The 24,527-nt window shown below is 68.6% G+C and carries 23 protein-coding genes; 15 read left to right on the top strand and 8 right to left on the bottom strand.

What is annotated here, in order from left to right; all coding sequences use genetic code 11:
• Window position 1 precedes the first annotated feature (1 nt).
• The 7 genes from PIGHUM_RS09435 (at window position 2) to PIGHUM_RS09405 (ending at window position 8,292) form a co-directional block, all read left to right on the top strand.
• Window positions 2-1,537 carry an FAD-dependent monooxygenase gene (locus PIGHUM_RS09435; protein ID WP_124079326.1) on the top strand — a complete coding sequence of 512 codons (1,536 nt, stop codon included), beginning with the start codon at window positions 2-4 and terminating at the stop codon, window positions 1,535-1,537.
• A gap of 7 nt (window positions 1,538-1,544) precedes the next feature.
• Complete coding sequence (locus PIGHUM_RS09430) at window positions 1,545-2,378, top strand: NAD(P)H-binding protein (protein WP_124079325.1); 834 nt, start codon at window positions 1,545-1,547, stop codon at window positions 2,376-2,378.
• Window positions 2,379-2,753: 375 nt separating this feature from the next.
• The gene (locus tag PIGHUM_RS09425) at window positions 2,754-3,800 is read left to right on the top strand and encodes an aromatic ring-hydroxylating oxygenase subunit alpha (RefSeq protein WP_160142223.1); all 1,047 of its coding nucleotides are present in this window, start codon (window positions 2,754-2,756) and stop codon (window positions 3,798-3,800) included.
• Between the two features lie 65 nt (window positions 3,801-3,865).
• Window positions 3,866-4,849, top strand: a complete 984-nt coding sequence (locus PIGHUM_RS09420; RefSeq protein ID WP_124079323.1) for a tripartite tricarboxylate transporter substrate binding protein — start codon at window positions 3,866-3,868, stop codon at window positions 4,847-4,849.
• 51 nt (window positions 4,850-4,900) lie between these two features.
• The gene (locus tag PIGHUM_RS09415) at window positions 4,901-5,818 is read left to right on the top strand and encodes a LysR substrate-binding domain-containing protein (protein ID WP_124079322.1); all 918 of its coding nucleotides are present in this window, start codon (window positions 4,901-4,903) and stop codon (window positions 5,816-5,818) included.
• Between the two features lie 138 nt (window positions 5,819-5,956).
• Window positions 5,957-6,712 carry a CDP-diacylglycerol--serine O-phosphatidyltransferase gene (pssA, locus tag PIGHUM_RS09410; RefSeq protein WP_124079321.1) on the top strand — a complete coding sequence of 252 codons (756 nt, stop codon included), beginning with the start codon at window positions 5,957-5,959 and terminating at the stop codon, window positions 6,710-6,712.
• 38 nt (window positions 6,713-6,750) lie between these two features.
• Entirely contained in the window at window positions 6,751-8,292 is a 1,542-nt protein-coding gene (locus tag PIGHUM_RS09405; protein WP_124079320.1) for a 2-isopropylmalate synthase, read from the top strand.
• Between the two features lie 22 nt (window positions 8,293-8,314).
• On the opposite strand, the gene PIGHUM_RS09400 is transcribed toward PIGHUM_RS09405, so the two are convergent.
• Both PIGHUM_RS09400 and PIGHUM_RS09395 read right to left on the bottom strand, forming a co-directional pair.
• Window positions 8,315-9,583: a sensor histidine kinase gene (locus tag PIGHUM_RS09400; RefSeq protein WP_124079319.1), complete on the bottom strand. Its 1,269-nt coding sequence runs from the start codon at window positions 9,581-9,583 to the stop codon at window positions 8,315-8,317.
• Complete coding sequence (locus tag PIGHUM_RS09395) at window positions 9,573-10,256, bottom strand: response regulator transcription factor (protein WP_124079318.1); 684 nt, start codon at window positions 10,254-10,256, stop codon at window positions 9,573-9,575. Before PIGHUM_RS09395 ends, PIGHUM_RS09400 begins: the two co-directional genes overlap by 11 nt.
• 127 nt (window positions 10,257-10,383) lie before the next feature.
• Here PIGHUM_RS09395 and PIGHUM_RS09390 point away from each other — a divergent pair, with 127 nt between their 5' ends.
• Complete coding sequence (locus PIGHUM_RS09390) at window positions 10,384-12,033, top strand: phosphoethanolamine transferase (RefSeq protein ID WP_124079317.1); 1,650 nt, start codon at window positions 10,384-10,386, stop codon at window positions 12,031-12,033.
• Window positions 12,030-12,776, top strand: coding sequence for a phosphatase PAP2 family protein (locus tag PIGHUM_RS09385; protein ID WP_124079316.1), 747 nt, complete (start codon window positions 12,030-12,032; stop codon window positions 12,774-12,776). The genes PIGHUM_RS09390 and PIGHUM_RS09385 overlap by 4 nt, the downstream gene beginning before the upstream one ends.
• Before the next feature lie 49 nt (window positions 12,777-12,825).
• On the opposite strand, the gene PIGHUM_RS09380 is transcribed toward PIGHUM_RS09385, so the two are convergent.
• From PIGHUM_RS09380 to PIGHUM_RS09365, 4 genes are all read right to left on the bottom strand, one after another.
• Window positions 12,826-13,950 carry an alpha-hydroxy acid oxidase gene (locus tag PIGHUM_RS09380; protein ID WP_124079315.1) on the bottom strand — a complete coding sequence of 375 codons (1,125 nt, stop codon included), beginning with the start codon at window positions 13,948-13,950 and terminating at the stop codon, window positions 12,826-12,828.
• A 14-nt stretch (window positions 13,951-13,964) separates the two neighbouring features.
• Complete coding sequence (locus tag PIGHUM_RS09375) at window positions 13,965-14,645, bottom strand: Fe2+-dependent dioxygenase (RefSeq protein WP_124079314.1); 681 nt, start codon at window positions 14,643-14,645, stop codon at window positions 13,965-13,967.
• A 103-nt stretch (window positions 14,646-14,748) separates the two neighbouring features.
• Window positions 14,749-15,732, bottom strand: coding sequence for a fumarylacetoacetate hydrolase family protein (locus PIGHUM_RS09370; RefSeq protein ID WP_246013065.1), 984 nt, complete (start codon window positions 15,730-15,732; stop codon window positions 14,749-14,751).
• A 121-nt stretch (window positions 15,733-15,853) separates the two neighbouring features.
• A complete protein-coding gene (locus PIGHUM_RS09365) occupies window positions 15,854-16,642 on the bottom strand; it encodes a helix-turn-helix domain-containing protein (RefSeq protein ID WP_160142222.1) in 789 nt (262 codons plus the stop codon).
• A 239-nt stretch (window positions 16,643-16,881) separates the two neighbouring features.
• On the opposite strand from PIGHUM_RS09365, the gene PIGHUM_RS09360 reads away from it, so the two are divergent.
• The 3 genes from PIGHUM_RS09360 to PIGHUM_RS09350 all read left to right on the top strand — a co-directional run bounded on the left by PIGHUM_RS09360 (window position 16,882) and on the right by PIGHUM_RS09350 (window position 19,927).
• Window positions 16,882-17,895 (top strand): Bug family tripartite tricarboxylate transporter substrate binding protein, encoded by a 1,014-nt coding sequence (locus tag PIGHUM_RS09360; RefSeq protein WP_246013064.1) that lies wholly within the window; start codon window positions 16,882-16,884, stop codon window positions 17,893-17,895.
• 8 nt (window positions 17,896-17,903) lie between these two features.
• Window positions 17,904-18,878 (top strand): Bug family tripartite tricarboxylate transporter substrate binding protein, encoded by a 975-nt coding sequence (locus PIGHUM_RS09355; RefSeq protein WP_124079312.1) that lies wholly within the window; start codon window positions 17,904-17,906, stop codon window positions 18,876-18,878.
• A 125-nt stretch (window positions 18,879-19,003) separates the two neighbouring features.
• A complete protein-coding gene (locus PIGHUM_RS09350) occupies window positions 19,004-19,927 on the top strand; it encodes a LysR family transcriptional regulator (RefSeq protein ID WP_124079311.1) in 924 nt (307 codons plus the stop codon).
• Here PIGHUM_RS09350 and PIGHUM_RS09345 read toward each other — a convergent pair.
• Window positions 19,914-20,888 (bottom strand): Bug family tripartite tricarboxylate transporter substrate binding protein, encoded by a 975-nt coding sequence (locus PIGHUM_RS09345; protein ID WP_124079310.1) that lies wholly within the window; start codon window positions 20,886-20,888, stop codon window positions 19,914-19,916. The two genes, PIGHUM_RS09350 and PIGHUM_RS09345, sit on opposite strands and share 14 nt — an antisense overlap.
• Before the next feature lie 181 nt (window positions 20,889-21,069).
• Between PIGHUM_RS09345 and PIGHUM_RS09340 the strand changes: the two genes are divergently transcribed.
• Both PIGHUM_RS09340 and PIGHUM_RS09335 read left to right on the top strand, forming a co-directional pair.
• Window positions 21,070-21,771 carry a class II aldolase/adducin family protein gene (locus PIGHUM_RS09340; protein ID WP_124079309.1) on the top strand — a complete coding sequence of 234 codons (702 nt, stop codon included), beginning with the start codon at window positions 21,070-21,072 and terminating at the stop codon, window positions 21,769-21,771.
• A gap of 153 nt (window positions 21,772-21,924) precedes the next feature.
• Window positions 21,925-22,335, top strand: a complete 411-nt coding sequence (locus PIGHUM_RS09335; protein WP_246013062.1) for a cupin domain-containing protein — start codon at window positions 21,925-21,927, stop codon at window positions 22,333-22,335.
• A gap of 51 nt (window positions 22,336-22,386) precedes the next feature.
• Here the strand turns inward: PIGHUM_RS09335 and PIGHUM_RS09330 are convergent, their stop codons facing one another.
• Window positions 22,387-23,277 carry a LysR substrate-binding domain-containing protein gene (locus tag PIGHUM_RS09330; protein WP_124079308.1) on the bottom strand — a complete coding sequence of 297 codons (891 nt, stop codon included), beginning with the start codon at window positions 23,275-23,277 and terminating at the stop codon, window positions 22,387-22,389.
• 251 nt (window positions 23,278-23,528) lie between these two features.
• On the opposite strand from PIGHUM_RS09330, the gene PIGHUM_RS09325 reads away from it, so the two are divergent.
• Window positions 23,529-24,509 carry a Bug family tripartite tricarboxylate transporter substrate binding protein gene (locus PIGHUM_RS09325; protein WP_124079307.1) on the top strand — a complete coding sequence of 327 codons (981 nt, stop codon included), beginning with the start codon at window positions 23,529-23,531 and terminating at the stop codon, window positions 24,507-24,509.
• Window positions 24,510-24,527: the final 18 nt, after the last annotated feature.

Genomic DNA, 24,527 nt, shown 5'->3' with positions numbered 1-24,527 from the left:
CATGAGTACTGAACAGATCGACGTCGTGATCGTCGGTGCCGGCCTGGCCGGTCTTTCCAGCGCCGTCTTCCTCGGCATGAACGGCGTGAAGGCGCTGGTCATCGAACGCCGCGAAGGCACGTCCATCCTGCCCAAGGCGCGCGGCGCCAATCCGGTCACCATGGAAGCGCTGCGCACTGCCGGCCTGGCCGAAGCCATCCACAAGGCCATGCCCCCGGGCAAGCCGGCCATCACCTCGGTGGTGTCGGAGAGCCTGACCGGCAAGGTGCTGTACGACCACGTCGCGCACCGGCCCGACTTCTCGATGTTCTCGCCCGAGCGTCCGGGCATGGCCAGCCAGGCGCGCGCCGAAGAGGCGCTGCTGCGCCGCGCGCAGGAGCTGGGCGCGCAAGTGCGCTTCAAGACCCGCTGCGATTCGCTGGCCCAGGACGACGACGGCGTGGACCTGGCGCTGTGCGATCTGGACACCGAGCAGACCTATGCGGTGCGCGCGAAATACGTGATCGCCGCCGACGGCATCCGCGGCAGCATCGCCGGCTGGCTGGGCATAGGCACCCATGGCCTGGGCGCGATCAAGTCGGTCACCGCCGTGCGCTTCAAGGCCGACCTGAGCCAGTGGGCCGGCGACAACGCCATGGTCATCCATTACCTGCAGAATCCCGCGCTGCCCGATGGCGCCGGCGTGCTGGTCAGCACCGACTACAAGAACGAGTGGGTCGCCAACATGTCCGCCGATCCGCAGCGCGACGAGGGCGGCATGCGCGAGATCATCAAGATCATGACCGGCCTGCCCGACCTGGACTTCGAGATCATCGGCACGGTGAGCTACGACTACGGCCACCGCATCGCCGACCGCTTCCGCGCCGGCCGCGTGCTGCTGACCGGCGATGCCGCGCACGTCATGCCGCCCACGGGCGGGCAGGGCGGGAATACCGCCGTGCAGGACGGCTACTACCTGGGCTGGAAACTGGCCGCGGTCATCCAGGGCAAGGCCGGTCCGGCGCTGCTGGACAGCTACGAGATCGAGCGCCAGCCCTATGCCGAAGAGGTCTGCAACTGGCAGGTCGCCAACCTGGCCGAACGCCGCCGCATCGATACGCTGGCCGAGCGCATCGGCGCGCCGCTGGACCACGCCACGCTGCTGTTCGGCTACATCTGCCCGCCCAACGGCGCGCTGGCGGCCGAACTGGGCAACGAGGACCGGCGCTTCGAGCATCCCGCGCAGGCCTCGGGGCGGCCGGGCGCGCGCGTGCCCTACGTCGAACTGGAAGGCGAGGATGGCGCCAAGGTGTCGCCGCGCCACTTGCTGGGCCCCTGGTTCATGGCGTTCACGGCGGTGCCGGGCGGCGCCGAGGCGGCCCGGGCCGCGGCCGACGAACTGGGCGTTGCGATGAAGGCCTATCAGGTCAAGTCCACCGCGCCGCTGCACGCCGGCGAGCAGCAGACCGTGCTGGTGCGTCCGGACGGCGTGGTGGCCTGGCGCGGCGCCGACAACGCCGGCATCGAGCCGGCGCTGCGCACGGTCCTGTGCCGCTGAGGACGCCATGATCCTGGTGACGGGAGCCAGCGGCAACATCGGCCGCTGCGTGGTGCGCCAACTGGTGGAGGCGGGCGAGCGGGTACGCGCGCTGGTGCGCGATCCGTCGTCCGCGGCTTTTCCGCCCGGCGTGCAGGCCTGCGCCGGCGATCTCGCGGAACCGGCCGGCCTGGCGCAGGCCTTCGACGGCGTGGAGCGGATGTTCCTGTTCACGCCGGCGAGCGGCTGCGGCAGCGTCGCCAGCGCGGCGCGTGCCGCGGGCGTGCGGCGGGCCGTGCTGTTGTCGTCGGCGGCTACCCAGAAGGCCGATCCGCGCGTCAATCCGATCGCCGCGCGCCACGATGCGGCGGAGAAGGCGGTGCAGGCGGCGGGCCTGGCGTGGACCTTCCTGCGCCCCGACAGTTTTGCCGCCAATGCGCTGGCCTGGGCCGCGGGCATCCGCGCCCAGAGCGAAGTCCGCGGCGCTTATCCGCAGGCGCAGCGCAATCCCATCCACGAGGAAGACGTGGCGGCGGTGGCCGTCGCGGCCCTGCTCGGCAGTGGTCACGAGCAGGCCGCCTACCTGCTGACCGGTCCGGCCATCATCACCCAGGCCGGGCAGGCCGAGGCGATCGGCCAGGCCATCGGCCGCCCGGTGCGTTTCGTCGAACTGACGCGCGAATGCGCGCTGGAAGAAATGGCGGCGCATACGCCGCGCCCGGTGGCCGAAAAGCTGCTGGACTACGCGGCCAAGTCGGTGCACGTACCGCCGCTCGTGACCTCCGCGGTCGAGGATGTTACCGGCCGTCCGGCGCGCAGCTTCGCGCGCTGGGCACAGGATCACGCCGCCGATTTCCGTTGAGCGGCCAGCCGGGCCGGGGAGTTTGCCGCGACGTTCCCGGCCGCTCCGCCGGCGACCGGGGTGATTCAATCCTGTTATCGATCGGTGCCAATCAACATCTTACGAGAGGCAGTCTCGCTACGTAAGATTCCGTCATTCCGGCATGGAACGAGATCGGAAGCACCGAGGAGACGCATCGAACCGCTCCCCAGCATAGGGGGCGCCGCACGGACCGCATCGCGGGCCGCGCGCAGGCCAGCGCGCCGATCGCGGCGCGTCCTGCCTACGCTCATCTCTGTCTTTCGCTCCTCTGGTTCCCGACCGGCAAGCCGGGCCGCTGCGCGCTTGCGCCACAGGCGGCTGCGCCGCGCAGTTCCCGGATCGATGGAGACGGTCATGGCATTTCTGAAAAACTGTTGGTATGCGGCCATCTGGGCCGATGAACTGAAAACGGGCGAGCTGGCCGCGCGCACCTTGCTGGACACGCCTCTGGTGCTCTACCGCGACGATGCCGGCCGGCCCGTGGCGATGGACGACATGTGTCCGCACCGTCTGGCGCCGCTGCGCCTGGGCAAGCTGCTGCCGGGCGGGACCATCCAGTGCGGCTATCACGGGCTCGAGTTCGACAGTTCCGGGCAGTGCGTGAAGAACCCGCATGGCAACGGGCGCGTTCCGCGCGGCTGTCAGGTGCGCACCTATCCGATGGTGGAGAAGCACACCCTGGCCTGGATCTGGATGGGGAACGGCGAACCGGACGAGGGACTCATCCCGGATTTCGGCTATCTGGACGCGGATTCCGGCTACGACGTGGGGCGCCGCGACACCATAGAAATGGACGCCAACTACCGGGCCATCATCGACAATCTGCTGGACCTGAGCCATGCCGCCTATCTGCACGACGGCCTGCTGGGCAATGCGGAAACCGCGTGGGCCGACATCGAGGTCCGGCAGGAAGGGCCCTATGTCTACGTCCGGCGGGACATGCAGAACGTGCCGCCGCCGCTGCTGCGCGATCTGCTGTTCAAGCGCGACGGAGCGCCGGTCAACATGTGGCAGACCATACGCTGGAGCGCGCCCTCGGCGGTGCTCAACGACGTCGGGACCTATGCGCCGGACAGCGACCGCACGCGGTTTTCCGGCCAGCTGGGCTGTCACATCCTGACGCCGGTATCGGAGGATTCGACGCTTTACTTCACCGCTGCCGCGAGGCAGGGGCCCCTGGGGGCCGAGGCCGACGAAGGCGAAGACGCGCTCAAGGCCCGCATTGCCGAGTTGCGCCGCTATGCATTCAAAGAGCAGGACGACCCCATGCTCAAGGCCCAGCAGGAAAACGTGCGCCGCCATCCGGGCGTGGCGCCCGTCCTGCTGCCGGCCATCGATGCCGGCCCCGTCCGCTGCCAGCGTCTCCTGGACGAGATGCTGCGCGACGAAAGCGGCCAGTGACCGCTTTCTTCCATCCCCCGAAACCGCTGCCCAAGCCGTAGTTTTTCCCACCGAGGAACGCCACCATGAACATTGCCTTCTTTCGCCTTTCGCTGACATCCGCCGCCATCCTGGCCGCAGCCGCGCCGGGAACGGGCGCCGCGCAGCCGGCGTTCCCGACCAAACCGGTCATGCTGGTCGTGCCGTTCACGCCCAGCAGCGGCAGCGACATCATCGCCCGCGTGCTCGCGCCCAAGCTGTCCGAGCGCTGGGGCCAGCCGGTGATCGTGGACAACCGTCCGGGCGCCAGCGGCAACATCGGCGCGCAGCACGTCGCCGGCGCCGCGCCGGACGGCCATACCCTGCTGATGGCCATCAACTCGTTCACGATGACGCCGTTCCTGTACAAAAGCCTGCCGTTCGACGCGGTCAAGGACTTCACCCCGGTGGGCAAGCTGGCCGAGGCGGGCTATACCTTCGCGGTCAATGCGGACGTGCCCGCGCGCGACATGAAGTCCATGCTCGAATACATCAAGAAGAACGACGGCAAGATCAACTACGGCACTCCCGGCAGCGGCACGCCGCAGCACCTCGCGATGGAGCTGTTCAAGTCGCACTTCGGCGTGGACATCATGCACGTGCCCTACAAGGGCATCTCGGGCGCCTTGACCGGCATCGGCGGCGGACAGGTGCAGATGATGTTCGCCACCGTGCATTCGATGCGGCCCACTGCGCAGGCCGGCAAAGTGCACCTGCTGGCGGTCACCGGCGCCGAGCGCAGCCCGCTGGTGCCCGACGTGCCGACCTTCCGCGAGCAGGGCATCACCGTCATGGACAGCGTCGATGCCTGGTACGGGGTCATCGCGCCGGCGGGCACGCCGGCCGATGTGGTGAACCGCATCAACCGCGACTTCATCGACGTGCTCAAGCGCGACGACGTGCGCGCTTCGCTGGCGGCCCAGGGGCTGCGCATCAGCACCGATACACCGGAAGAGTTCCGCACGCTGATCGCCAACGACCTGGCGCGCTGGAAGAAGGTTATCGCCGATGCGTCGATCAAGGCCGATTGAGCGGACCGGCTGCGCCTGCGCGCGGGAACCCGCCGGGGTGGCCGAACGGACATGAAATTCAGCGCCGTCAGGGATTTCATCGTCGTTGCCGAGATGGGCGGGCTGCGGGCCGCCGCCCGGGCCCTGGGCGTGCCGCAGCCGGCGATCACGCGCAGCATCCGCGAGCTGGAGAAGGAGCTGGGCGTGCCGCTGTTCGAGCGCAGCCACCGGGGCGTGCAGCTGACGGAGATCGGCCAGGTCTTCCTGCGGCGCGCGACCGCCGTGCGCAACGAGCTGCAGCGCGCCCGGGACGAAGTGGACCAGCTGCGCGGCCACGCGCACGGCACCATGACGGTATGCCTGTCCAGCGTGCCGCACCTGGCCCTGCTGCCGAATGCGCTGACGCCGTTCCGCGCGCGTTTTCCCGAGGTGGACCTGCGCATCATCGACGCGGTGTTCCCGACGGTGGAAGCCTCCTTGAAAGATGGCACGATAGACTGCTACATCGGCCCGCCGCCGGCGCGCCTGCCGGCGGAATTCCAGAGCGAGAAGCTGTTCGACAACTCCCGCATCATCCTGGGCCGCCAGGGACACCCGCTGGCGCATGCCCGGTCGCTGCGGGAGCTGGCCGGGGCGGAGTGGATCACGACCTCGATCACCTACAAGGCGGAAGAGGAGCTCGGCCCCCTGTTCGCCGAGCACGGCCTGCCGCCGCCCAAGCTGGTGGTCAGGGCGCAGTCGGCGATGACCTTCCTGGTCACCATGGCCTACTCCGACTTGCTGATGATGCTGCCCAGGCAGTGGGTGGACTTTCCGCTGTGGAAGAACATCCTGGTGCAGATCCGGGTACGGGAGCCGCTGCCGGCCCCGCCCATCTGCATCATTCGCCGCACGGGAATGCCGCTGACCCCGGCGGCGGATTATTTCTGCACGCTGGTGCGCCGCGCGGTGGGGCACATGGACAGCCTGGCGAGGGCGGACGGCGGGTAGGGCCTGCGCGAGGCTTCTGGCTTGCCGCCGCGCCATCGGTTAACCTTGTGGCATGCCGACCATCATTCCCCCATCCTCTATCCAGGAGGGTATCGCCACGTGGCACCTCGACGCTTTTCGCTACGCCGGAGTCCGGCCATGAAAGACCTGGAACACCGCCACCGCGGCATCTACCTGCTGCCGAACGCCTTCACGACCGCGGCGCTGTTCGCCGGTTTCTACGCCATCGTGCAGGCCATGAACAACCAGTTCGAGGCCGCCGCCATCGCCATTTTCGCGGCCATGGTGCTCGATGGCATGGATGGGCGCGTCGCGCGCCTGACCAACACGCAATCGGCCTTCGGCGAGCAGTACGACTCGCTGTCGGACATGACCTCGTTCGGCGTGGCCCCGGCGCTGGTCATGTACGAATGGATACTGACCGACCTGGGGCGCTGGGGCTGGCTGGCCGCCTTCATCTACGTGGCCGGCGCGGCCTTGCGCCTGGCGCGTTTCAATACCAACATCGGCGTGGTCGACAAGCGATTCTTCCAGGGTCTGCCCAGCCCGGCGTCGGCGGCGCTGGTGGCCGGGTTCGTCTGGCTGGCGATCGACAACAAACTGCCCATACGCGAGCTCTGGATGCCCTGGGTGGCGTTCGGCCTGACGGTCTACGCGGGCGTCAGCATGGTCTCCAACGCGCCGTTCTACAGCGGCAAGTCGTTCGCGCTGGGCCGCAGCGTGCCGTTCTGGATGATCCTGCTGGTGGTGCTGGCCTTCGTCTTCATCTCCAGCGATCCGCCCATCGTGCTGTTCGGGCTGTTCGTGGCCTACGGCCTGTCGGGCTACGTGCTGTGGGGCATGCGCTGGAACAAGGCGCGGCGGCTGCAGCGCTCGCGGCGTTCGGCGGGCTAGGGCCGCGGTTTAGAATGGGGGCAACCAGGAGAGCCCCCATGAGCGACAAACTGATCGTTTTCGACACCACGCTGCGCGACGGCGAACAAAGCCCCGGCGCGTCGATGACGCACGAAGAAAAAGTACGCATCGCCAAGCAGCTGGAAAAGCTGCGCGTGGACATCATCGAGGCCGGTTTCGCGGCCGCCAGCAACGGCGATTTCGATTCGGTCCGTGCCATTGCTCTGGCCATCAAGGACGCCACCGTCTGTTCCCTGGCGCGCGCCAATGACCGCGACATCGCGCGCGCCGGCGAAGCCTTGCGCGGGGCCAACAGCGCCCGCATCCACACCTTCATCGCCACCAGTGCGCTGCACATGGAAAAGAAGCTGCGCATGACGCCCGACCAGGTCTTCGAGCAGGCCCGGCTGGCGGTGCGCTTTGCCCGGCAGTACACCGACAACATCGAGTTCTCGCCGGAAGACGGCAGCCGCTCCGACCCGGATTTCCTGTGCCGCGTGCTGGAAGCGGTCATCGCCGAAGGCGCGACGACCATCAACGTCGCCGACACCGTGGGCTACGCGGTGCCCGAGCAGTACGGCGAATTCATCCGCATGCTGCGCGAGCGCATTCCCAATTCCGACAAGGCGGTCTGGTCCGTGCACTGCCACGACGACCTGGGCCTGGCGGTGGCCAATTCGCTTGCGGGCATCAAGATAGGGGGCGCGCGCCAGGTCGAATGCACCATCAACGCGCTGGGCGAGCGCGCCGGCAATTGCTCGCTCGAGGAAGTGGTCATGGCGGTCAAGACCCGCAAGGATTACTTCGGCCTGGACGTGGGCATCGAGACCACGCAGATCATGCCGGCGTCGCGCCTGGTGTCGGGCATCACCGGCTTCGTGGTCCAGCCCAACAAGGCCATCGTCGGCGCCAACGCCTTCGCCCACGCCTCGGGCATCCACCAGGACGGCGTGCTCAAGGCGCGCCAGACCTACGAGATCATGCGCGCCGAAGATGTCGGCTGGGCCGCCAACAAGATCGTGCTGGGCAAGCTGTCGGGCCGCAATGCGTTCAAGCAGCGTCTGCTGGAGCTGGGCATCGAGCTGGATTCGGAGCAGGCGGTCAACGAAGCCTTTACGCGCTTCAAGGATCTGGCCGACCGCAAGTCCGAGATTTTCGACGAGGACATCCATGCACTGGTGTCGGGCGAGCAGGGCGAGGCCGGCGACGGCGCCTACCGCTTCGTGGCGCTGTCGCAGCGCTCGGAAACCGGCGAGCGGCCGCATGCGCGCGTGGTGTTTTCCGAGCATGGCCAGGAGGTCGTGGCCGAGGCCGATGGCAACGGGCCGGTGGACGCCACCGTCAACGCCATCGAAAGCCACGTGCGCAGCGAGGCCGAACTGCAGCTGTTCTCGGTCAACGCCATCACCACCGGCACCGAATCGCAGGGCGAAGTGACCATGCGCCTGTCCAAGTCGGGCCGCATCGTCAACGGCGTGGGCGCGGATCCGGACATCGTCGTGGCCGCCGCCAAGGCCTATCTGTCGGCATTGAACCGCCTGCAATCGCCGGTCGAGAAGGTCCACGCCCAGGGGGTGTGATGCCGGACTGCCGCGGCAAACGCTAAGGCCGCGGCCCGGCATCCAGCCGGACGCGGAACAGGCTGCCGTGCGGCGCGGCGTCTTCGAGCGCGATGTCCCAGCCTTGCCTGGCGCAGATGCGCTTGACCAGCGACAGTCCCAGGCCCAGCCCCTCGCCGCGGCTGGGCTCGCCGCGCACGAAGGGCGCGAAGACGGCGGCTTTCTGGGAATCGGGTATGCCCGTGCCGCTGTCCTGGACGTCGAAGCCGCCCCGGCGCAGAACCAGGCTGACCTGGCCCTGGCCGGTGTAGTGGAGTGCGTTGCGCAGCAGGTTGGACATGACGCTGGCCAGCAGCGTGCCGTTGTAGAGCCCCGTGTCGTCGGCCTCGGTGCGAACGGCGAAAACGAGCTTGCGATCCGCCATTTGCGGCGCCCAGTGCGCGGCCTGTTCGCGCGCCACGTCGGCCAGCGTGCGCTGCGCCCCCTGGACCGTGGCCTGCGAGCGCGGCCGGGTCAGCTCCAGGAAAGTCTGCACCAGATCGCGCATGTCCTGCGCGGCGCGGTGGATGCGGTCCACCTGCTGGCGTTCGCGCTGGTCGAGCGGGCGCGTTTCCAGCAATTCGCACGACGAGGCGATGATCATGAGCGGGGTGCGCAGTTCGTGGCTGACGTCGCTGGTGAACAGCCGCTCGCGCTCCAGCAACTGCCGCAACTGCCCGAAGCTGTCGTCGAAGGCCGCCGCGAGGCGGCCGATCTCGTCGTCGGCATAGCGGGGCGCGAGCACCGGCGCGTCGGGACGCAATTGGTCGCCGTGCGCCACGTCGGCGGCCAGTTGCGCCACCGGCGCCATGATGCGGCGCGCCACGATCCACCCGAGCAGCCAGGCTCCCGCGACGCTCAGCAGGAAGCCCGCGAGCACGATGTCGAACAACGCCTGCTCGCGCGCCTCGAATTCGTGCTGCTCCTGGACCAGCACATAGCGCGCGCCGCTGCTTTCGTGGCGCGCATAGACGTAATAGGCGCCGCTGCCGGACAGGACTTCGGAGAAGCCGGCCTTCCGGTCGAACTGGGGCGGAATGGGCGGACCCGGCGGCACCGACGCGTAGAAGGAGACGTCGTGATCGAGGTCGGGCAGATGCGGCAGTTGCTCGACCACACCGCGCAGCTCGCTCTGCATCTCGCGCGAGATCAATTCCGCCTCGACCAGTTGGACGATGCCGACGATGCCCAGCGAGAACAGTCCGCTGACGACCAGGGTCATCAGCGTGAACGCGATGACGATGCGGCGCTGGAACGGCTGCCTAAGTGCCATCGGCGCGTTCGGCCAGGCGATAGCCGACGCCGTGCAGGGTGTGCAGCAGCGGCTGGCCGAAGGGCTTGTCCAGCGCCTGCCGCAGCTGGTGGATGTGGCTGCGCAGCGCATCGCTGTCGGGGCGCTCGTCTCCCCACAGGGCTTCTTCCAGCGTGTCGCGCCGCACCACGGCGGGGCTCTTGCGCAGCAGGATCTCCAGCAGCTTGAGCCCGATGGGATTGAGCTTGAGCGCCACGCCGGCGCGGGTGGCCTGCAGCGTGTCCAGGTCGAAACTCAGGTCGGCCAGCTGCAGCACGCGCTTGCGGCTGCCCTGGGTCCGCCGCAGCACCGCCTGGATGCGCGCCAGCAGCTCGGACAGCGCGAAGGGCTTGACCAGGTAGTCGTCGGCGCCGGCGCCCAGGCCCTGCAGGCGGTCGTCGAGCGCGTCGCGCGCGGTCAGCATGATGATGGGCGTATCGCGGCCGGCATCCTGGCGCAGCCGGGCGCAGACCTGGATGCCGTCTATGCCGGGCAGCATCACGTCCAGCACGATGAGGTCGTAGTCCTGCGTGGCCGCCAGGTGGAGGCCGCCGAGGCCGTCCTGCGCGCAGTCGACCACGTAGCCTTGCAGTTGCAGGTAGTCGAGCACGTTCAGCAGGATGTCGCGGTTGTCTTCGATGACCAGGATGCGCATGGGGGGGTGCCGGCGGCTAACGATTTTGCGAGGTTTTCTTCACGAAAATTTGACGGGGGCGGGAATAGTCTGCGTCCAGGCCGTTATCTGAGCACGGCTGCCTGCTTCGTTCAAGTTTCCGATCCCCATGTTCCGATCCAGACCCCTCGCGCCGGAAGCGCTGGCTTTCTTGGCCGGCCTGCTATTCCTCGCCTTCTACAACATTCCGCTGTGGCGCCGCCTGGGCGCGATCGCGCCCGCCGGCGACCAGGGCGGCCTGGCCATGCAGTTCGCATTCGCCGCCATGGTGTTGTCCATTTTCACCATGGTGCTGGTGCTGGCCTCGTTCCGTTGGGTGTTCAAGCCCGCCCTGGTCGTGCTTTGCATGGCCAGTTCGGTGGCGGCCTATTTCATGCTCCAGTACGGCGTCCTGATCGACAAAGGCATGCTGCGCAACGTGGCGGAAACCGATGTGCGCGAGGTGCGCGGCCTGTTGTCGCCCCGGCTCCTGCTGATGGTGCTGGGCCTGGGCGTGCTGCCCTCGTGGCTGATCATCAGGGTGCCGGTGGCGTACCGGCCGCTGCGCCGCGAACTGCTCGGCAAGGCGGCCGCGATGCTGGCGGCGCTGGGTGTGCTGGCGCTGGTCGCGCTGGGCAACTACCAGGGGCTGGCCGCGCTGCTGCGCAATCACCATGAACTGCGGATGATGGTGGTGCCGAGCAACTACCTGGCCGCCCTGGTCGGCTTCGCCAAGGAAGAAATGGCCGGGCCCGCGCGGCCGATCGAGGCGCTGGGCCAGGACGCCCGGCGCGCGGCCGCGTGGGCCGGCCACAAGCGCCGCTCGCTGACCGTGCTGGTGGTGGGAGAAAGCGCGCGCGCGGAAAACTTCGGCGTCCTCGGCTACGCGCGCGACACGACGCCGCGCCTGGCGGCCGAGCCCGGGCTGATCGCCTACGGCAACGTGAGTTCCTGCGGGACGGAAACCGCCGTGTCGCTGCCGTGCATGTTCTCGAACATGCCGCGCCGGGACTACGACGCCAACCGCGCCAGGCGCCAGGAAGGCCTGCTGGACGTCATCCAGCGCGCGGGCCTGCGCGTCACCTGGCGCGACAACCAGTCGGGCTGCAAAGGCACGTGCAGCCGGGTGGCCTTCGAAAACGTGCGCGAGGCCGCGCTGCCGGCTTATTGCGCCGAAGGCGAGTGCCACGACGAAGTGCTGCTGCACGGCCTGCAGGACTACATCGACACGCTGCAGGGCGATGCCGTGCTGGTGCTGCACCAGATGGGCAGCCACGGGCCGGACTACTACAGGCGCTATCCCAGGGCGGCGGCACGCTTCGGTCCGGTCTGCGCCAGCAATGCGCTCAACACGTGCAGCCGCGACAGCATCGTCAATGCCTACGACAACACGATCGCCTATACCGACCACGTGCTCGGCGCCTTGATCGACAGACTGCGCGCCAACCAGGACAAGCTGGACGTGGCCATGCTGTATGTCTCGGACCACGGCGAGTCGCTGGGCGAGTACCGGCTGTACCTGCACGGCACGCCCTATATGCTGGCCCCGTCCCAGCAGACCCACGTGGCGATGCTGGCGTGGTTCTCGCCCTCGTACGCGCAGGATTTCGGCCTGGACCTCCAATGCGTGCGGCGCTCCCGGCAGCAGGCATACAGCCACGACAACTATTTCCATTCGGTGCTGGGGCTGCTGCAGATCCAGACGTCGGCGTACGAGCCGGAGCTCGACATGTTCGCGCCCTGCCGCCGCAAGGCCATCGCGGGCCCTGGCGACGCATGACGAGGGCGCGCGCATGTCCGCCCGGGCGCGCGGCCTCGCGTCCCTTCGACTTCGTCCTGTGGCTGGGGCTGCCGCTGTGCGCGATGGCCGTGCTGCTGGCGGTGGAGACCACCGCCATCGATTTCGCGCTGGCGAACCGTTTCTACGACCCGGGCATAGGGTTCGCGGGCCGGCGGAGCGTGGTGCTGGAGGCCGTGCTGCACCGAGGCGTGCGCGGCGCCATGGCGCTGTCCATGGCCGGCGTCCTGCTGGTTTTCGCGGCGAGCCTGCTGCATCGCGGCCTGGCACGCCTGCGCAGGCCGCTGGGCTATCTCTTGGTGGCGGTCGGCCTGTCCACCGGCATCATCGCGCCCCTGAAGGCGGCGACGGCGGTGCAGTGTCCGTGGAACCTGGCCGAGTTCGGCGGTACGGAGGCGCATTCGCCGCTGCTCGGCCCGCGGCCGGCCACCGATCATCCGGGCAGGTGCTGGCCCGGCGGCCATGCCTCGAACGGTTTCGCGCTGCTGGCGCTGTTCTTCCTCCTGCGCGATACGTCTCCCCGCGCCGCGCGGCTGGCGCTGGCCGGAGCGCTGGCGGCAGGCGCGCTGCTTTCCGCGGTGCGCATGGTCCAGGGCGCGCATTTCCTCTCGCACAATCTGTGGACGCTATTGCTCGACTGGACCATTTGCGCGGCGGTGTATCGATGGATGCTGTACCGGCCTGCCGCGGTGGACATCACGTGCGCATCCGCTCCAGGCGCGTGACGACTCTTCGGGCAGCGGCCGCAGATGTGGCGGGGAATGTTTTACCGCTTCACCCGGCAACGGCGGCGCCGGGCCAGAGCGCCTGCTCGTCGATGTCCGCCAGCGTGCGGCAGCCAGCGAGCGCCATCGCGATTTCCAGTTCGGTGCGCAGCATGTGCAGCACGTGGATCACGCCGACCGCGCCGGCGGCGGCCAGCCCGTGCATGTAGGCGCGGCCTAACAGCACGGCGCTGGCGCCCAGCGCGAGCGCCTTGAACACGTCGGTGCCGCGGCGGATCCCGCCGTCCAGCAGTACCGGCACCCGGCCGGCGACGGCGGCGGCGATGCCGGGCAGGGCCTCGAGCGTCGCGGGAACCGTGTCCAGGGTGCGGCCGCCGTGGTTGGAGACCGCGATGGCGCTGGCGCCCGCTTCCAGCGCCCGCTGCGCGTCGGCCGGGGCCAGGATGCCCTTGACGACGACCGGCAGGGAGGTGGCGCCGCACAGCCATTCGATGTCGCGCCAGGTCGGCGCATGCGCCAGCACGCCGCTGCCGAAGACCGGGCTGGCGCCCGCGCGGGCGACGCCGCCGCCCATGGGGGGCATGCCGCGCAGATTGATCGCCTCCACGCCGGGCGGAAGCGCGAACGACGCGCGCTGCTCGCGGTTGCGCACGCCGTTGACGGGCGCGTCGGCGGTGACCACCAGGGCGCGGTAGCCTGCCTGTTCGGCCCGCCGCACCAGTTGCAGCGTGGCGGCGCGGTCGGCCTGGAAATAGAGCTGGAACCACAGCGGCGCGCTGGCGGCGCGGGCGACGTCTTCCAGCGCGACGCTGGCCTGGGTGCTGACGACCATGGCCGCCTGCATGGCCGAAGCGGCCAGCGCGGTGGCGAGTTCGCCTTCGGGGTGCGCCAGCTTCTGGTAGGCCACCGGCGCCAGCAGGATGGGGTGGGGCAGCCGCAGGCCCAGCAGATCGAGTTCGGTGCCGCCGCCGGCCAGGTCGGCCAGCACGCGCGGCAGGATGCGGACGCGCTCGTAGGCCGCGCGGTTGGCGCGCAGCGTCGTTTCATCGGCCGCGCCGCCTTCCAGATAGGCCCAGGCCGACGGCGTCATGCGTTCGCGCGCATAGGGCTCGTAGTCGCCGGCGCAGGCAATCTGCGCCGGTATCTGGGTCAAAGGGGGAGGCAGGGTGCTCATGCTCGCCGGGCCTTTCAGGTGTGCGACCACTGGCGCAGCAGGTTGTGATAAACCCCGGTCAGTTCCACCAGCGCACTGCTTTGCGGCGCCTCGCGGGTCAGTTGCTGGATGGCCGTGTCCAGCCGGTAGAGCGTCTCGCGCTGGGTCTGGTCGCGCACCAGGCTCTGGACCCAGAAGAACGCGGCCAGGCGCACGCCCCGCGTGACCGGCGTGACCCGGTGCACGCTGGTGCCGGGGTAGAGGACCAGATGGCCCGCCGGCAGCTTCACCGCATGCGATCCGTAGGTGTCCTCGATGACCAGTTCGCCGCCGTCGTAGTCCTCCGGCGGCGTCAGGAACAGGGTGGCGGAGATGTCGGTGCGCACGCGGTGGGCGCTGCCCGGCAGGGCGCGGATGGCGTTGTCGACGTGGTTGCCGTAGGTGCCGCCGCCGGCATAGCGGTTGAAGGACGGCGGCAGGACCTTGAGCGGCAGCGTCGCCGAGATGAAAAGCGGATTGCCGCCCAGCGCGTCCAGGATGGCATTGCCCAGCTGCACCGCGAGCGGATCGTTCGCCGCCAGCTGTTCGTTGCGCTTGGCCTCCAGCGCGACGTGCCCCGCGGTGGCGCGGCCGTCCTGCCAGGTGGCCCGTTCCAGCGCGTGGCGGAACTGGGCGACCTGATCGGCCGTCAGCGCGTCGGGCAGGGTCAGCATCATGGCAAAGATCCTCGATTCGAATCCGGGGAAGTTTACCCTTGCCTGCCGGCCGTCAGGCCCGGCAGGCGGCCCGGCACCGTCGAGACCGGGCCGAACGCCTCTATCAGACCTGCTCGACCGGATTGCTCAGCCGGCCGATGCCGGCCACCGTCACGCTCACCGGCCCGCCCATCTTGTTCAGGTCGGCGTTCTGCACCGCGCGGCCGGGCTTGCCGCCTGAGGCCAACGCGGTGCCCATGGAGACCACGTCGCCCGGCACCAGCGTCATGTAGGTCGAGAGGAAGGCCAGGACCTCGGGCAGCTTGTGGAACAGGTTGGCGGTGTTGTCGCTGGCGAACATTTCCTCGCGCACGTGGCAGGAGATGTCGAGGGCGTGGGGATCGGCGATCTCGTCGCGGGTGACGATCCAGGGGCCCAGCGGCGAGAACGTGTCCGAGCCCTTGTAGCGGCCGCTGTACGAGACGTGGCTTTCGACGTAGCGGATGCCTTCGCCTTCGGCGGCCGGATGGATGGCGCGGTAGTGGAAACTGTCCTCGTCGCGCATGGTGGGCGAGGTCAGGTCGTTGTGGATGGTGTAGCCGAACACGTGGTCGTAGGCGTCGGCGGCGTCGATGTCGCGCGCCAGCTTGCCGATGATCACGGCCAGTTCGGGTTCCGGATGGACGCGGCCGTACTGGGGCTTCAGGCGGATGGGCTCGCCGTGGCCGACCAGCGCGGACCAGGGCTTGGTGAACACCGCCGGGTGCTTGGGACCCTTGACGATGCGTTCGCTGTTGGCGCTGTTGTTCAGCGCCAGGCAGCACAGTTTCGAGGGGCGCGGCACGGCCGGCAGCATGCGCACGCTGTCGAGCGCGATGCGGGGCAGGGCGGCGCCGCGCGGGCCGTCGAGCTCGGCGGCCAGGCCGCGCAGGGCGGCCCAGGCCTCGGGGCCGGCTTCGATCAGTTCATGGATGTCGCGCGGCGCGGCGAAGTCGGGCAGGAGCTGGCGGCAGGCCGATTCGACGTCGACCAGTTCCCGGTCGGACACGACAAAGCCGGTCCGGGCGGCGCCGGGGGCGGTGGAAGTGGCGTAGCTGGCGAGTTTCAAGCGGATCTCCTGCCCGGGGCGGGCGTTTGCTTTTCAGGGCACGGCGGCGGCCGTGGAACGATGCGGCACAGCTTAGTAGCCGGGACCGGCGCGCGAAACCGCCGCGGCGCCCCGTTCCGCACTACGGAATGCGCTGCCCGCGTTCTTGCCGCGCGGCCAGGGCCGCGGTGATCTCGCCGCGGGTCTGCGCCAGCAGCCCCAGGCATTCGTGCAGGCGCTCGGGGGTGAGCAGCGCGCCGAAAGTGGTCAGCGACAGCACGCCCAGCACGCGTTCGTCGTGCTCGATGGGCACGGCCAGCGTGGTGCTGGAGCCGCGGCCCGATCCTTTGCGCAGTCCGTAGCCGCGCTTGCGCGTGGCGGCGAGATTGCGTTCGATGTCGCGTTCGATCTGCGGCCATCCGGCGGGGTCGGGAATGGTGGCCTGCATCCATTGCATCAGGCGCTCGCGCTCGGCTTCGCCGCAGAACGCCAGGAAGGCCTGCCCCATGCCGGAGTGGACCAGGTCGTGGATGTGCCCGACCGTCGTGTGCTCCGAGCCGATGGGGCTGTAGGGCATGGAGCTGTAGCGGACCACGACGTGGCCGCGCTCGAGCGTGCCGATGGCCAGCGGCAGGCCGGTATTGCGGGTGTTCCTGAGCAGGATGGGAGCGCCGACTTCCACCACCTGGTCGGGTTCGGAAAAGCCTTCGCTCAGGCAGCGCACTTTCTCGGTCAGCGCGTACGTGCCCTTGACGACGTCCGCGCGCACATAGCCTTCGCTCTTGAGCGTCATCAGCAGGCGGTGCACCGTCGATTTGGGCAGTCCGGTGGCGGCATGCAAGGCCTGCAGCGTGCTCTGCGGCGCGTGATTGAGCGCCCGCAGCACGTGCAGCGCACGTACGACCGGGCCGATGACGCCTGTCGTGGACATCGGGTCCGTCTCCTTGGTTGTGTTCCGGGGCCTGGGCTCGCGCGGCCCCGCGCCGGTTCGATCATAGCGTTCCGGACGGCCTGGTGCGGGGCCGGATTCCGCCGTGCGGAACGATCGTGCGGGGAAAGCGCCGCGTCCCGGCCCACGGCAGCATACTGCGCCCGATCCGTCCGTAGAGGCGGCATCCCGGACGCATTCCCGCGGTCCGGCCCCCTTATTTCCTCCGGGAGGAGACCGAAATGACATCCCCCGCGCACGCGCTCCGCGCGATGCCGATTTCGCGCCGCGCCCTGCTGGCCTTGGCGGCCTGCGCCGCGCTGCCGTCCGCACACGCCGCGGCCAAGGACGCGGTGGCGGCCTATCCCGACCGTGCGATCCGGATGATTTCTTCCTTCGCCGCGGGCGGCACCACCGACATCCTGGCCCGCATCGTCGGACGCCAGCTGCTGCCCGACGCCGGCCAGCCCGTGGTCGTGGAAAACCTGCCCGGCGCGGGCGGGACCATAGGCGCGGCCGCCGTGGCGCGCGCGGCCGCCGACGGCTATACGCTGGAAGTCGGCGGCGTTTCGACCCACGCCATGTCCGGCGCGCTGTACCGCAAGCTGCCGTTCGATCCGGTCGGCGATTTCGAACCGGTGTCCATGCTGGTCTACGCCACCACGGCGATTGCCGTGCAGGCTTCCTCGCCGTTCAAGGACCTGCCTTCGCTGCTGGCCTATGCCAAGGCCAACCCGGGCAAGATCGCCTACGGTTCGGGCGGGATCGGCAGCATCAACCACCTGGCCATCGCCTCGCTGGCCCGGACGGCCGGCATCGAGCTGCTGCACGTGCCCTACAAGGGCGGCGGCCCGGCGGTGACCTCCCTGCTGCAAGGCGAGACCCAACTGTTCGCGGGAGGCACGTCGCTGCTGCTGCCGCACGTGAAGTCCGGCAAGCTGCGGCTGCTCGCCGTGACCGAAGAGAAGCGGGCGCGCATCCTGCCCGACGTGCCCACCGTGGGCGAGACGCTCAAGGGCTTCAAGGTGGTCAACTGGTACGGCGTGCTGGGCCCCAAGGGCTTGCCGGCCGGCATACGCGACAAGCTGTGGCGCGATATCGACCGCATCATGCGCCAGCCCGACGTCGAACAGCAGCTGGACAGCATGGGACTGGAGTATCCGGGGCTCTCGCCGACACGCTTCAAGGAAGCGCTCGTCGAGGACCGCGAACGCTGGACCCGCACCATCGCAGACCTGGGCATACAGCCCGAATAGGAGCCGCCATGTCGAAATCGCTTTCCCTTTCCGGCCTGGCGCTCGCCATGCTGGCCTGCCTGCCCGCCGTTTCCCAGGCGCAGCAAGCCTATCCTTCCCGTCCCATCCGCCTGATCGTCGCCTTCGGGCCGGGCAGCGTGAACGACGCCATGGCGCGCGAGCTCGCCAAGACCATGTATACCTACCTGGGCCAGCCGGTCGTGGTGGAGAACAAGCCGGGCGCCGGCGGCGTGGTCGGGACCGACTACGTGGCCAAGGCGGCGCCCGACGGCTATACCGTGGGGCTGGGGACCAGTTCCCAGCTGGTGATGAACGTCGGCCTGCAGAAAACGCTGCCCTTCGACGTGGACCGCGACCTGGCGCCGATCGGCCTGGTGTCGCGCACGCCGCTGGCGCTGGCCGTCCGGGCCGACGGTCCCGGTTCGCTGGCCGACCTGGTCAAGCTGGCCAAGGAGAGCAAGGCCCAGCACCTGACCTATTCGTCCAGCGGCGTCGGGTCCATCAACCATATCGCCGGCGCGGCCTTCGCGCAGCAGGCGGGCGTGGACATGCTGCACGTGCCCTACAAGGGCGCTGCGGCCGCGGCCGCCGACCTCGCCGCCGGCCGGGTGGACATGATGCTAGTAACCCTGCCCAGCATGGCCGGACTGGTGGAGCAGGGCAAGGTCAAGGTCCTGGCGAACGGCATCGGCCAGCGCGGCGCCACCACGCCGAACGTGCCCACCTTCGCCGAAGCCGGCATGTCGGCCTTCAAGGGCTATACCTGGAACAACCTGTTCGTGCCCGCGCGCACTCCCAAGGAGGTCGTCGCCAAGCTCAACGACGCCTTGAACCGCGCACTGGCCGACCCGCAGGTGAAACAGTTCGCCCAGGCGCAGACTGCCGAACTGCTCGGCCCCTCCACCCCCGCCCAGGCCGCCGACTTCGAACGCAAGGAGCGCGCCGCCTGGGTCCCGTTCATCCGCAGCCTGAACATCGAGTAGTAGGAGGACCCCCCCTACGCGCTTCGCGCGCCCCCCAGGGGGCGGCACTGGCGGACCGGCAAAGCCGGATCCGCGGTGCCCGTGGTAAACATGTCGCTTGGCACGCGTCAGCGAATAGGGGGGAAATGGTTCCGGATTACAAGCAGGTCAGCATCTTTACGGCCTTGTTCGAACTGGGCGGCATTGCCCGGGTGGCGACGCGGCTGGGCTTGAATCCGTCCACGGTCAGCATGGCGCTGGCGCGGTTGCGCGCGATCTATCAGGACGATCTGTTCGTGCGCACGGGCGTGGGGATGCGGCCCACGGTCAAGGCGGAATCCATCTATCCCGCGCTGAAAGAGGCGCAGTTCCTGCTGCAGGCCAGTACGCTGGACGGGGACGCGTTCGATCCGGCCTGCACCGAGCGGCGTTTCCGGGTGGCGATGAGCGAGGTCGGGGTCTATGTGCTGATGCCGGGGCTGCGGGCCGTCCTGGCCAGCGATGCGCCGCGCGTCAGCCTGGAGCAGATCGAGATCACCACGGAGACGCCGTGGCATCTGGAGTCGGGCACGCTCGACCTGGTGCTGGGGCATGTGCCGACCATGGGCCGGAGCGTCATCCGCCAGCGCCTGTACCGCGAGCACTACGTGTGCCTGGCGCGCATCGGCCATCCCGCGCTGCGGCCGGGCATGGCCGTGGCCGAATTCCTGCGGCTGCCGCATCTGTCGGTGGCGAGCCGCGGACGCAACCGGCAGCGCTGGGAAGAGCATGCCGAAGACAAGCTGGGCGCCCGGCCCGATATCCGCCTGGAGCAATCGAGTTTCGCGGGCATCGAGCACCTGCTGGCCGATAGCGACCTGGTGGCGGTGGTGCCGGCCCGGCTCAGCCGGGCCTTGATGCGGTTCGCCCCCTTGATGGAGGTGGAGTTGCCGTTCGAATCCCCGTCCTACGTGGTGCACCAGCACTGGCACCCGCGGCACCGCAAGGATGCCGGGGCGCGGTGGCTGCGCAGGGTGCTGGCCCGCATCGTGCAGGGCGGCGCGCCGCCGCAGGCGCTTATTCGACCGTGATGTTGTTGCGCTCGATCAGCGATTTCCACATGGCGCGCTCGGCTTTCAACTGCTGGCTGAACTTCGCGGGGGTATCGGAGACCGGGATATAGCCCTGCTCGATCAGGCGCTGCTTGACCGACGGTTCTTCCATTGCCTTCACCACGATCTGGCTCATCTTCTCGATGACGGCGCCGGGCGTGCCGGCCGGGGCCATCACGCTGAACGATTGCGGCACGTCGGGCAGGCCCTTGTCGGTCCAGACCGGCACTTTGGGGAAGAGCGGCGATTTGGCGCTGATGGCCAGCGGGATGGCCTTGCCGGCCTTGATCTGGGGCAGCACCGAGGCGACGTCCGATTGCAGGAAATCCAGGCGGCCGCCGATGAAATCCTGGATGGTGGGCGCCATCCCCTTGTAGGGAACGTGGATGAAGGCCGCGCCGGTTTTCTCCTCCATGACCTTCACGCCCAGGTAGGTGGGCGAACCGTGGCCGGCGGAGCCGAAGGAGAGCTTGTTGGGGTCGCGCTTGCCCGCGGCCAGGATGTCGTCCAGGCTCTTGTAGCGCGAGTTGGGCGGAACGACGTAGACCAGCGGGGCATCGACGCCGCGCGCCACCGGCACGAGATCCTTATCGGCGTCGTAGGGCAGGTTCTTGTAGAGGTAGGGGTTGACCGCAATGGCGGGCGTGGCCGAGACCAGGAAGGTATAGCCGTCGCCCGCGGCGCGCGCCGCGGCAGCCGCGCCGATGTTGCCGCTGGCGCCGGGCTTGTTCTCGACCACCACGGTCTGTTTGATTTCCTTGCTCACGCCTTCGGCCAGCAGGCGGGCGTAGATATCGGTGCCGCCGCCGGGGGAGGAAGGCACGATGAAGGTGATCGCGCGGCTGGGCCAGGCGTCGGCGGCGGCCGCGGCATGGCAGGGCGCAAGGGCGGCCAGGCCGCCGAGCAGGGCGAGAGAGCGGGCGAGGGGAGCAAGACGCATGGGGGGCCTCCGGAGGAATTGGGCTTTTTATCGCCGAAGAGTATTTCACAGGCGAATGCCGAATGAAATCGTGTTTATTGATGATGAAAATCAAAAATATTGATGCCTGTTTGGAGTGCACAATACTGGCGGCCGATTCGCGGCCCTCATCCATGAATAGCAGAACCGACGGAGAACACTCATGAGCGATATCGTGCTGGAAGCGCGGCGCAACCTCGCGCGGGCCAACCGCATCCTCTACCTGAAAGGCGTCGTCGATGGCTTCGGCCACGTGAGCTGCCGTCATCCGGAAAACCCCGGGCACTACCTGCTTTCGTGCAACCGCGCGCCCAAGCTGGTGACCGAGGCCGACATCGTCGAGCTGGACGCCGAGTCCAACCCGGTGGGAGGCGATACCCGCCGGCTCTACCTGGAGCGCTTCATCCACGGCGAAATCTACCGCGCGCGTCCGGACGTGCAGGCCGTCGTCCACAGCCATTCCGCCGCCATGATCACGATAGGCGCAACCGACGTGCAGCTGCGTCCCATGTACCACATGGCGGGCTTTCTGACCCGCGTGGCGCGCTTCGACATCCGCGAAGCTTCCGGCCGCGAGACCGACATGCTGATCAGCGACCACGAACTGGGCCGCCACCTGGCCGACACCCTGGGCCCGGCCAGCGCCGTGCTGATGACGGGCCACGGTTCGACCATGGTCGGCGGCAGCCTGGAAGAGGCGGTCTACCGCGCGGTCTATGCCGAGGCCAACGCAGGGATACAGCTGGGCGCCATGCAGCTGTCGCGCAACGTGCGCCATCTGTCGGAAACCGAGTCCGACCTGGCGACCGAGTCGAATCGCGGGCAGCTCAAGCGGTGTTGGGATCTGTGGTGTGAAGAGGTGTAGCCCCCCCCTACGCGCTTACGCGCGCCCCCCAGGGGGCGAAACCGGCGGACCGGCGGAGCCGGATCCGCGGTTTCCTGGGTTAAACCCCAACGAGCTTCGGGGAAGGGGCGGTGGTATGGTGCGCGAGGTCGACATGAGACAAGAGGGGAAATCGTGAGGAGATGGGCCTGGGGGTTGGCGGGGTTGTTGTTCGCGGGGGCGGTGGCTGCTGCGGAGACGACCGGCGTGCAGGTGGAGAAGCTGCTCGAGAGCAGCGCGTCGTGGGACGGGCAGGCTTATGCGGGTTATCCGGCGGGAGCGCCGCGCCTGACGATTCTGAAAATCACGATCGCGCCGAATTCGGCCTTGCCCTGGCATACGCATCCGATGCCGAATGCGGCGTATGTGCTGTCGGGCGAGTTGACGGTCGAGAAGCGCGATACCGGGGAAAAGCGGCTGCTCAGGCAGGGAGACGTGCTGCCCGAGATGGTGGGCGGCTACCACCGGGGCGTGACGGGGGCGCAGCCGGTGGTCCTGGTCGTGTTCTATGCCGGCGTGGCGGACATGCCGCTGTCGGAGCAGTAGGCCGGCCATGCCCGTCCGCCCCTGCCGAATCTGCGCATCGGGGCGAGCGGCTCATTCGCCGGCTGCGCCGGACTGGCTGCGGAGCCAGCTGCGGAATGTCTGCAGCGCCGGCAACGCGGCGTTGGCCGGCGGATAGACCAGGTAGTACGACATCTGCGAACGGACCACCGGTCCGAATGGCGAGACCAGCCTGCCGTCCGCCAGTTCTTCCTCGACCAGCAGGCGCGGCACCACGGCCGCGCCCAGGCCTTCCATTGCCGCGCGCAGCACCAGAGAAAACGACTCGAATTTCATTCCGCGCGTGGCGTTTTCGACAGGCAGGCCGCCGGCGGTCAGCCAATCGCGCCAGGCATGCGGGCGCAGCGTCATCTGCAGCAAGTCCACGCGCCGCAGGTCGGCGGGGCCGTGCAGCGTACAGGCCGCCAGCTCCGGACTACAGACCACCACCATGTGTTCGTCCATCAGCCAGTCCGACTGCGAACCGGGCCAGCGGGTGTTGCCGAGGTTGATGGCGGCATCCAGGCTGTTGTTGTGGAAATTGAAGGGCAGGCGCGTGACCAGGTTCAGCGTGAGGCGGGGATGCTTGCGCTGGAGGTCTCCCAGGCGCGGGATCAGCCACTGCGCGGCGACCGCGGGTACGACGCCCAGGCGCAGCACGCTGTAGGCCGGCTCGGTCGAGATGGTCTCGATGATCGCCGACTCCAGCGCATCGAGCGCGGGCGTCAGGCGCAGCAGCAGGATTTCTCCCGCTGACGTGAGTTGAAGGCGCTTGCGCACGCGCTCGAACAGCTTGACGCCCAGGAACTCCTCCAGCCCCTGGATCTGGTGGCTGATGGCGCTCTGCGTCAGGCTCATCGAGCTGGCCGCCTGGGTGAAGCTGAGCGTGCGTGCGGACAGTTCGAACGCCTGGAGCATGGCGGGCGATGGAATCTTGCGGCGCATGTCATTAATCCTGCTAATGAATTCATGATGAGACGTCGCTTTTAGGGCACCGGCGTTTCCGATAACTTCGTCTTCGCGCTTTGTTGTTCCCCCCGGCTGGTCTGCGCAGCCGGAAAAGACCGGCTCATGCCGCGTCCCGGTTGCCGCCCTATGTTACGACAGCGCCCGCGCGCAGCGGGGCCCGTGGCCGTCGGGCGTGGCGCACGGGCTGCAGCGATGGCCGGAAGCACTCGTAGCAAAGGAGCAAGTCGATGAATCGCCGAGATGTACTGTGTCTGAGTCTGGCCGCCGGTATGGGCGCCATGGGAAAAGCCTGGGCACAGGAAGACTTTCCGAATCGCCTGATGAAGGTCGTCGTTCCCTATCCGCCCGGCGGCATTACGGATCTGCTGGGGCGGGTGCTGGCGGACATTCTGGCCAAGGAGTTTCCCGCCAAGCCCGTCATCGTCGAGAACAAGGGCGGAGGCACCGGCACGGTGGCGCAGCAGTACATCCTGCAGCAGCCCCACGACGGCCATCTGCTGCTTTCCGGCGGACTGGGCGGCCTGATCCTGCCGACCATCCTGAATCCCAACCTGCCCATCGATCCGCAGCAGAACTTCGTGCCCGTCGCCCAGCTCTGTGAGCTGATGAACGTGCTGGTGGTGGGGCGCGACGTCGAGGCGCGCACGCTGCCGGAGCTGGTCGCCTACGGCAAGACCCGGGTGGGCAAGCTCAACTACGGCTCCAACGGCGTCGGCACGCTGGCGCATTTCACGTCGGTGCTGTTCAACCAGCGCGCCGGTACGCATTTCGTCCACATCCCGTATCGCTCCAGCGGCGAGATCATCACCGGCCTGAAGAACGGCGACATCCAGGTCTCGTTCGCCAACCTGCCGTCCGTGGCGGCGCTGATCCGCTCCGGTTCGCTGCGCGCGATCGCCGTCACCGGCGCCAAGCGCTCGGCGGCCCTGCCGGACGTGCCCACGATGCAGGAGCTGGGCATGACCGATTTCGTCGCCACCGGCTGGCTCGGCGCCTATGCGCCGGTAGGCACGCCGCAGGCCAATCTGGACAAGCTCAGCGACGCCATCGTCAAGGGCGGCAGGATGCCCGAGAACATCCAGCGCCTGCAGACCGCCGGCTTCGAGGTCTCGGTACGCAACCATGCCGAGTTCGCGGCCTGGAACCGCAGCGAGTTCGCCCGCTGGAACGAGCTCGCGCGCAAGGAAAACATCAAGCCCGAAGCCTGATCCGGGCGGTTTCGATTT

It is taken from the genome of Pigmentiphaga humi (assembly GCF_900606115.1).
Lineage (GTDB): Bacteria > Pseudomonadota > Gammaproteobacteria > Burkholderiales > Burkholderiaceae_B > Pigmentiphaga > Pigmentiphaga humi.
Note: the sequence above shows the minus strand (reverse complement) of the source record. Positions and strands in the feature narration are given on the sequence as shown.

Excerpts from the sequence above, each read along its gene's own strand:
- PIGHUM_RS09435 (WP_124079326.1), top strand. The coding sequence starts at position 2 with ATGAGTACTGAACAGATCGACGTCGTGATCGTCGGTGCCGGCCTGGCC.
- PIGHUM_RS09430 (WP_124079325.1), top strand. The coding sequence starts at position 1,545 with ATGATCCTGGTGACGGGAGCCAGCGGCAACATCGGCCGCTGCGTGGTG.
- PIGHUM_RS09425 (WP_160142223.1), top strand. The coding sequence starts at position 2,754 with ATGGCATTTCTGAAAAACTGTTGGTATGCGGCCATCTGGGCCGATGAA.
- PIGHUM_RS09420 (WP_124079323.1), top strand. The coding sequence starts at position 3,866 with ATGAACATTGCCTTCTTTCGCCTTTCGCTGACATCCGCCGCCATCCTG.
- PIGHUM_RS09415 (WP_124079322.1), top strand. The coding sequence starts at position 4,901 with ATGAAATTCAGCGCCGTCAGGGATTTCATCGTCGTTGCCGAGATGGGC.
- pssA (WP_124079321.1), top strand. The coding sequence starts at position 5,957 with ATGAAAGACCTGGAACACCGCCACCGCGGCATCTACCTGCTGCCGAAC.
- PIGHUM_RS09405 (WP_124079320.1), top strand. The coding sequence starts at position 6,751 with ATGAGCGACAAACTGATCGTTTTCGACACCACGCTGCGCGACGGCGAA.
- PIGHUM_RS09400 (WP_124079319.1), bottom strand. The coding sequence starts at position 9,583 with ATGGCACTTAGGCAGCCGTTCCAGCGCCGCATCGTCATCGCGTTCACG.
- PIGHUM_RS09395 (WP_124079318.1), bottom strand. The coding sequence starts at position 10,256 with ATGCGCATCCTGGTCATCGAAGACAACCGCGACATCCTGCTGAACGTG.
- PIGHUM_RS09390 (WP_124079317.1), top strand. The coding sequence starts at position 10,384 with ATGTTCCGATCCAGACCCCTCGCGCCGGAAGCGCTGGCTTTCTTGGCC.
- PIGHUM_RS09385 (WP_124079316.1), top strand. The coding sequence starts at position 12,030 with ATGACGAGGGCGCGCGCATGTCCGCCCGGGCGCGCGGCCTCGCGTCCC.
- PIGHUM_RS09380 (WP_124079315.1), bottom strand. The coding sequence starts at position 13,950 with ATGAGCACCCTGCCTCCCCCTTTGACCCAGATACCGGCGCAGATTGCC.
- PIGHUM_RS09375 (WP_124079314.1), bottom strand. The coding sequence starts at position 14,645 with ATGATGCTGACCCTGCCCGACGCGCTGACGGCCGATCAGGTCGCCCAG.
- PIGHUM_RS09365 (WP_160142222.1), bottom strand. The coding sequence starts at position 16,642 with ATGTCCACGACAGGCGTCATCGGCCCGGTCGTACGTGCGCTGCACGTG.
- PIGHUM_RS09360 (WP_246013064.1), top strand. The coding sequence starts at position 16,882 with ATGACATCCCCCGCGCACGCGCTCCGCGCGATGCCGATTTCGCGCCGC.
- PIGHUM_RS09355 (WP_124079312.1), top strand. The coding sequence starts at position 17,904 with ATGTCGAAATCGCTTTCCCTTTCCGGCCTGGCGCTCGCCATGCTGGCC.
- PIGHUM_RS09350 (WP_124079311.1), top strand. The coding sequence starts at position 19,004 with ATGGTTCCGGATTACAAGCAGGTCAGCATCTTTACGGCCTTGTTCGAA.
- PIGHUM_RS09345 (WP_124079310.1), bottom strand. The coding sequence starts at position 20,888 with ATGCGTCTTGCTCCCCTCGCCCGCTCTCTCGCCCTGCTCGGCGGCCTG.
- PIGHUM_RS09340 (WP_124079309.1), top strand. The coding sequence starts at position 21,070 with ATGAGCGATATCGTGCTGGAAGCGCGGCGCAACCTCGCGCGGGCCAAC.
- PIGHUM_RS09330 (WP_124079308.1), bottom strand. The coding sequence starts at position 23,277 with ATGCGCCGCAAGATTCCATCGCCCGCCATGCTCCAGGCGTTCGAACTG.
- PIGHUM_RS09325 (WP_124079307.1), top strand. The coding sequence starts at position 23,529 with ATGAATCGCCGAGATGTACTGTGTCTGAGTCTGGCCGCCGGTATGGGC.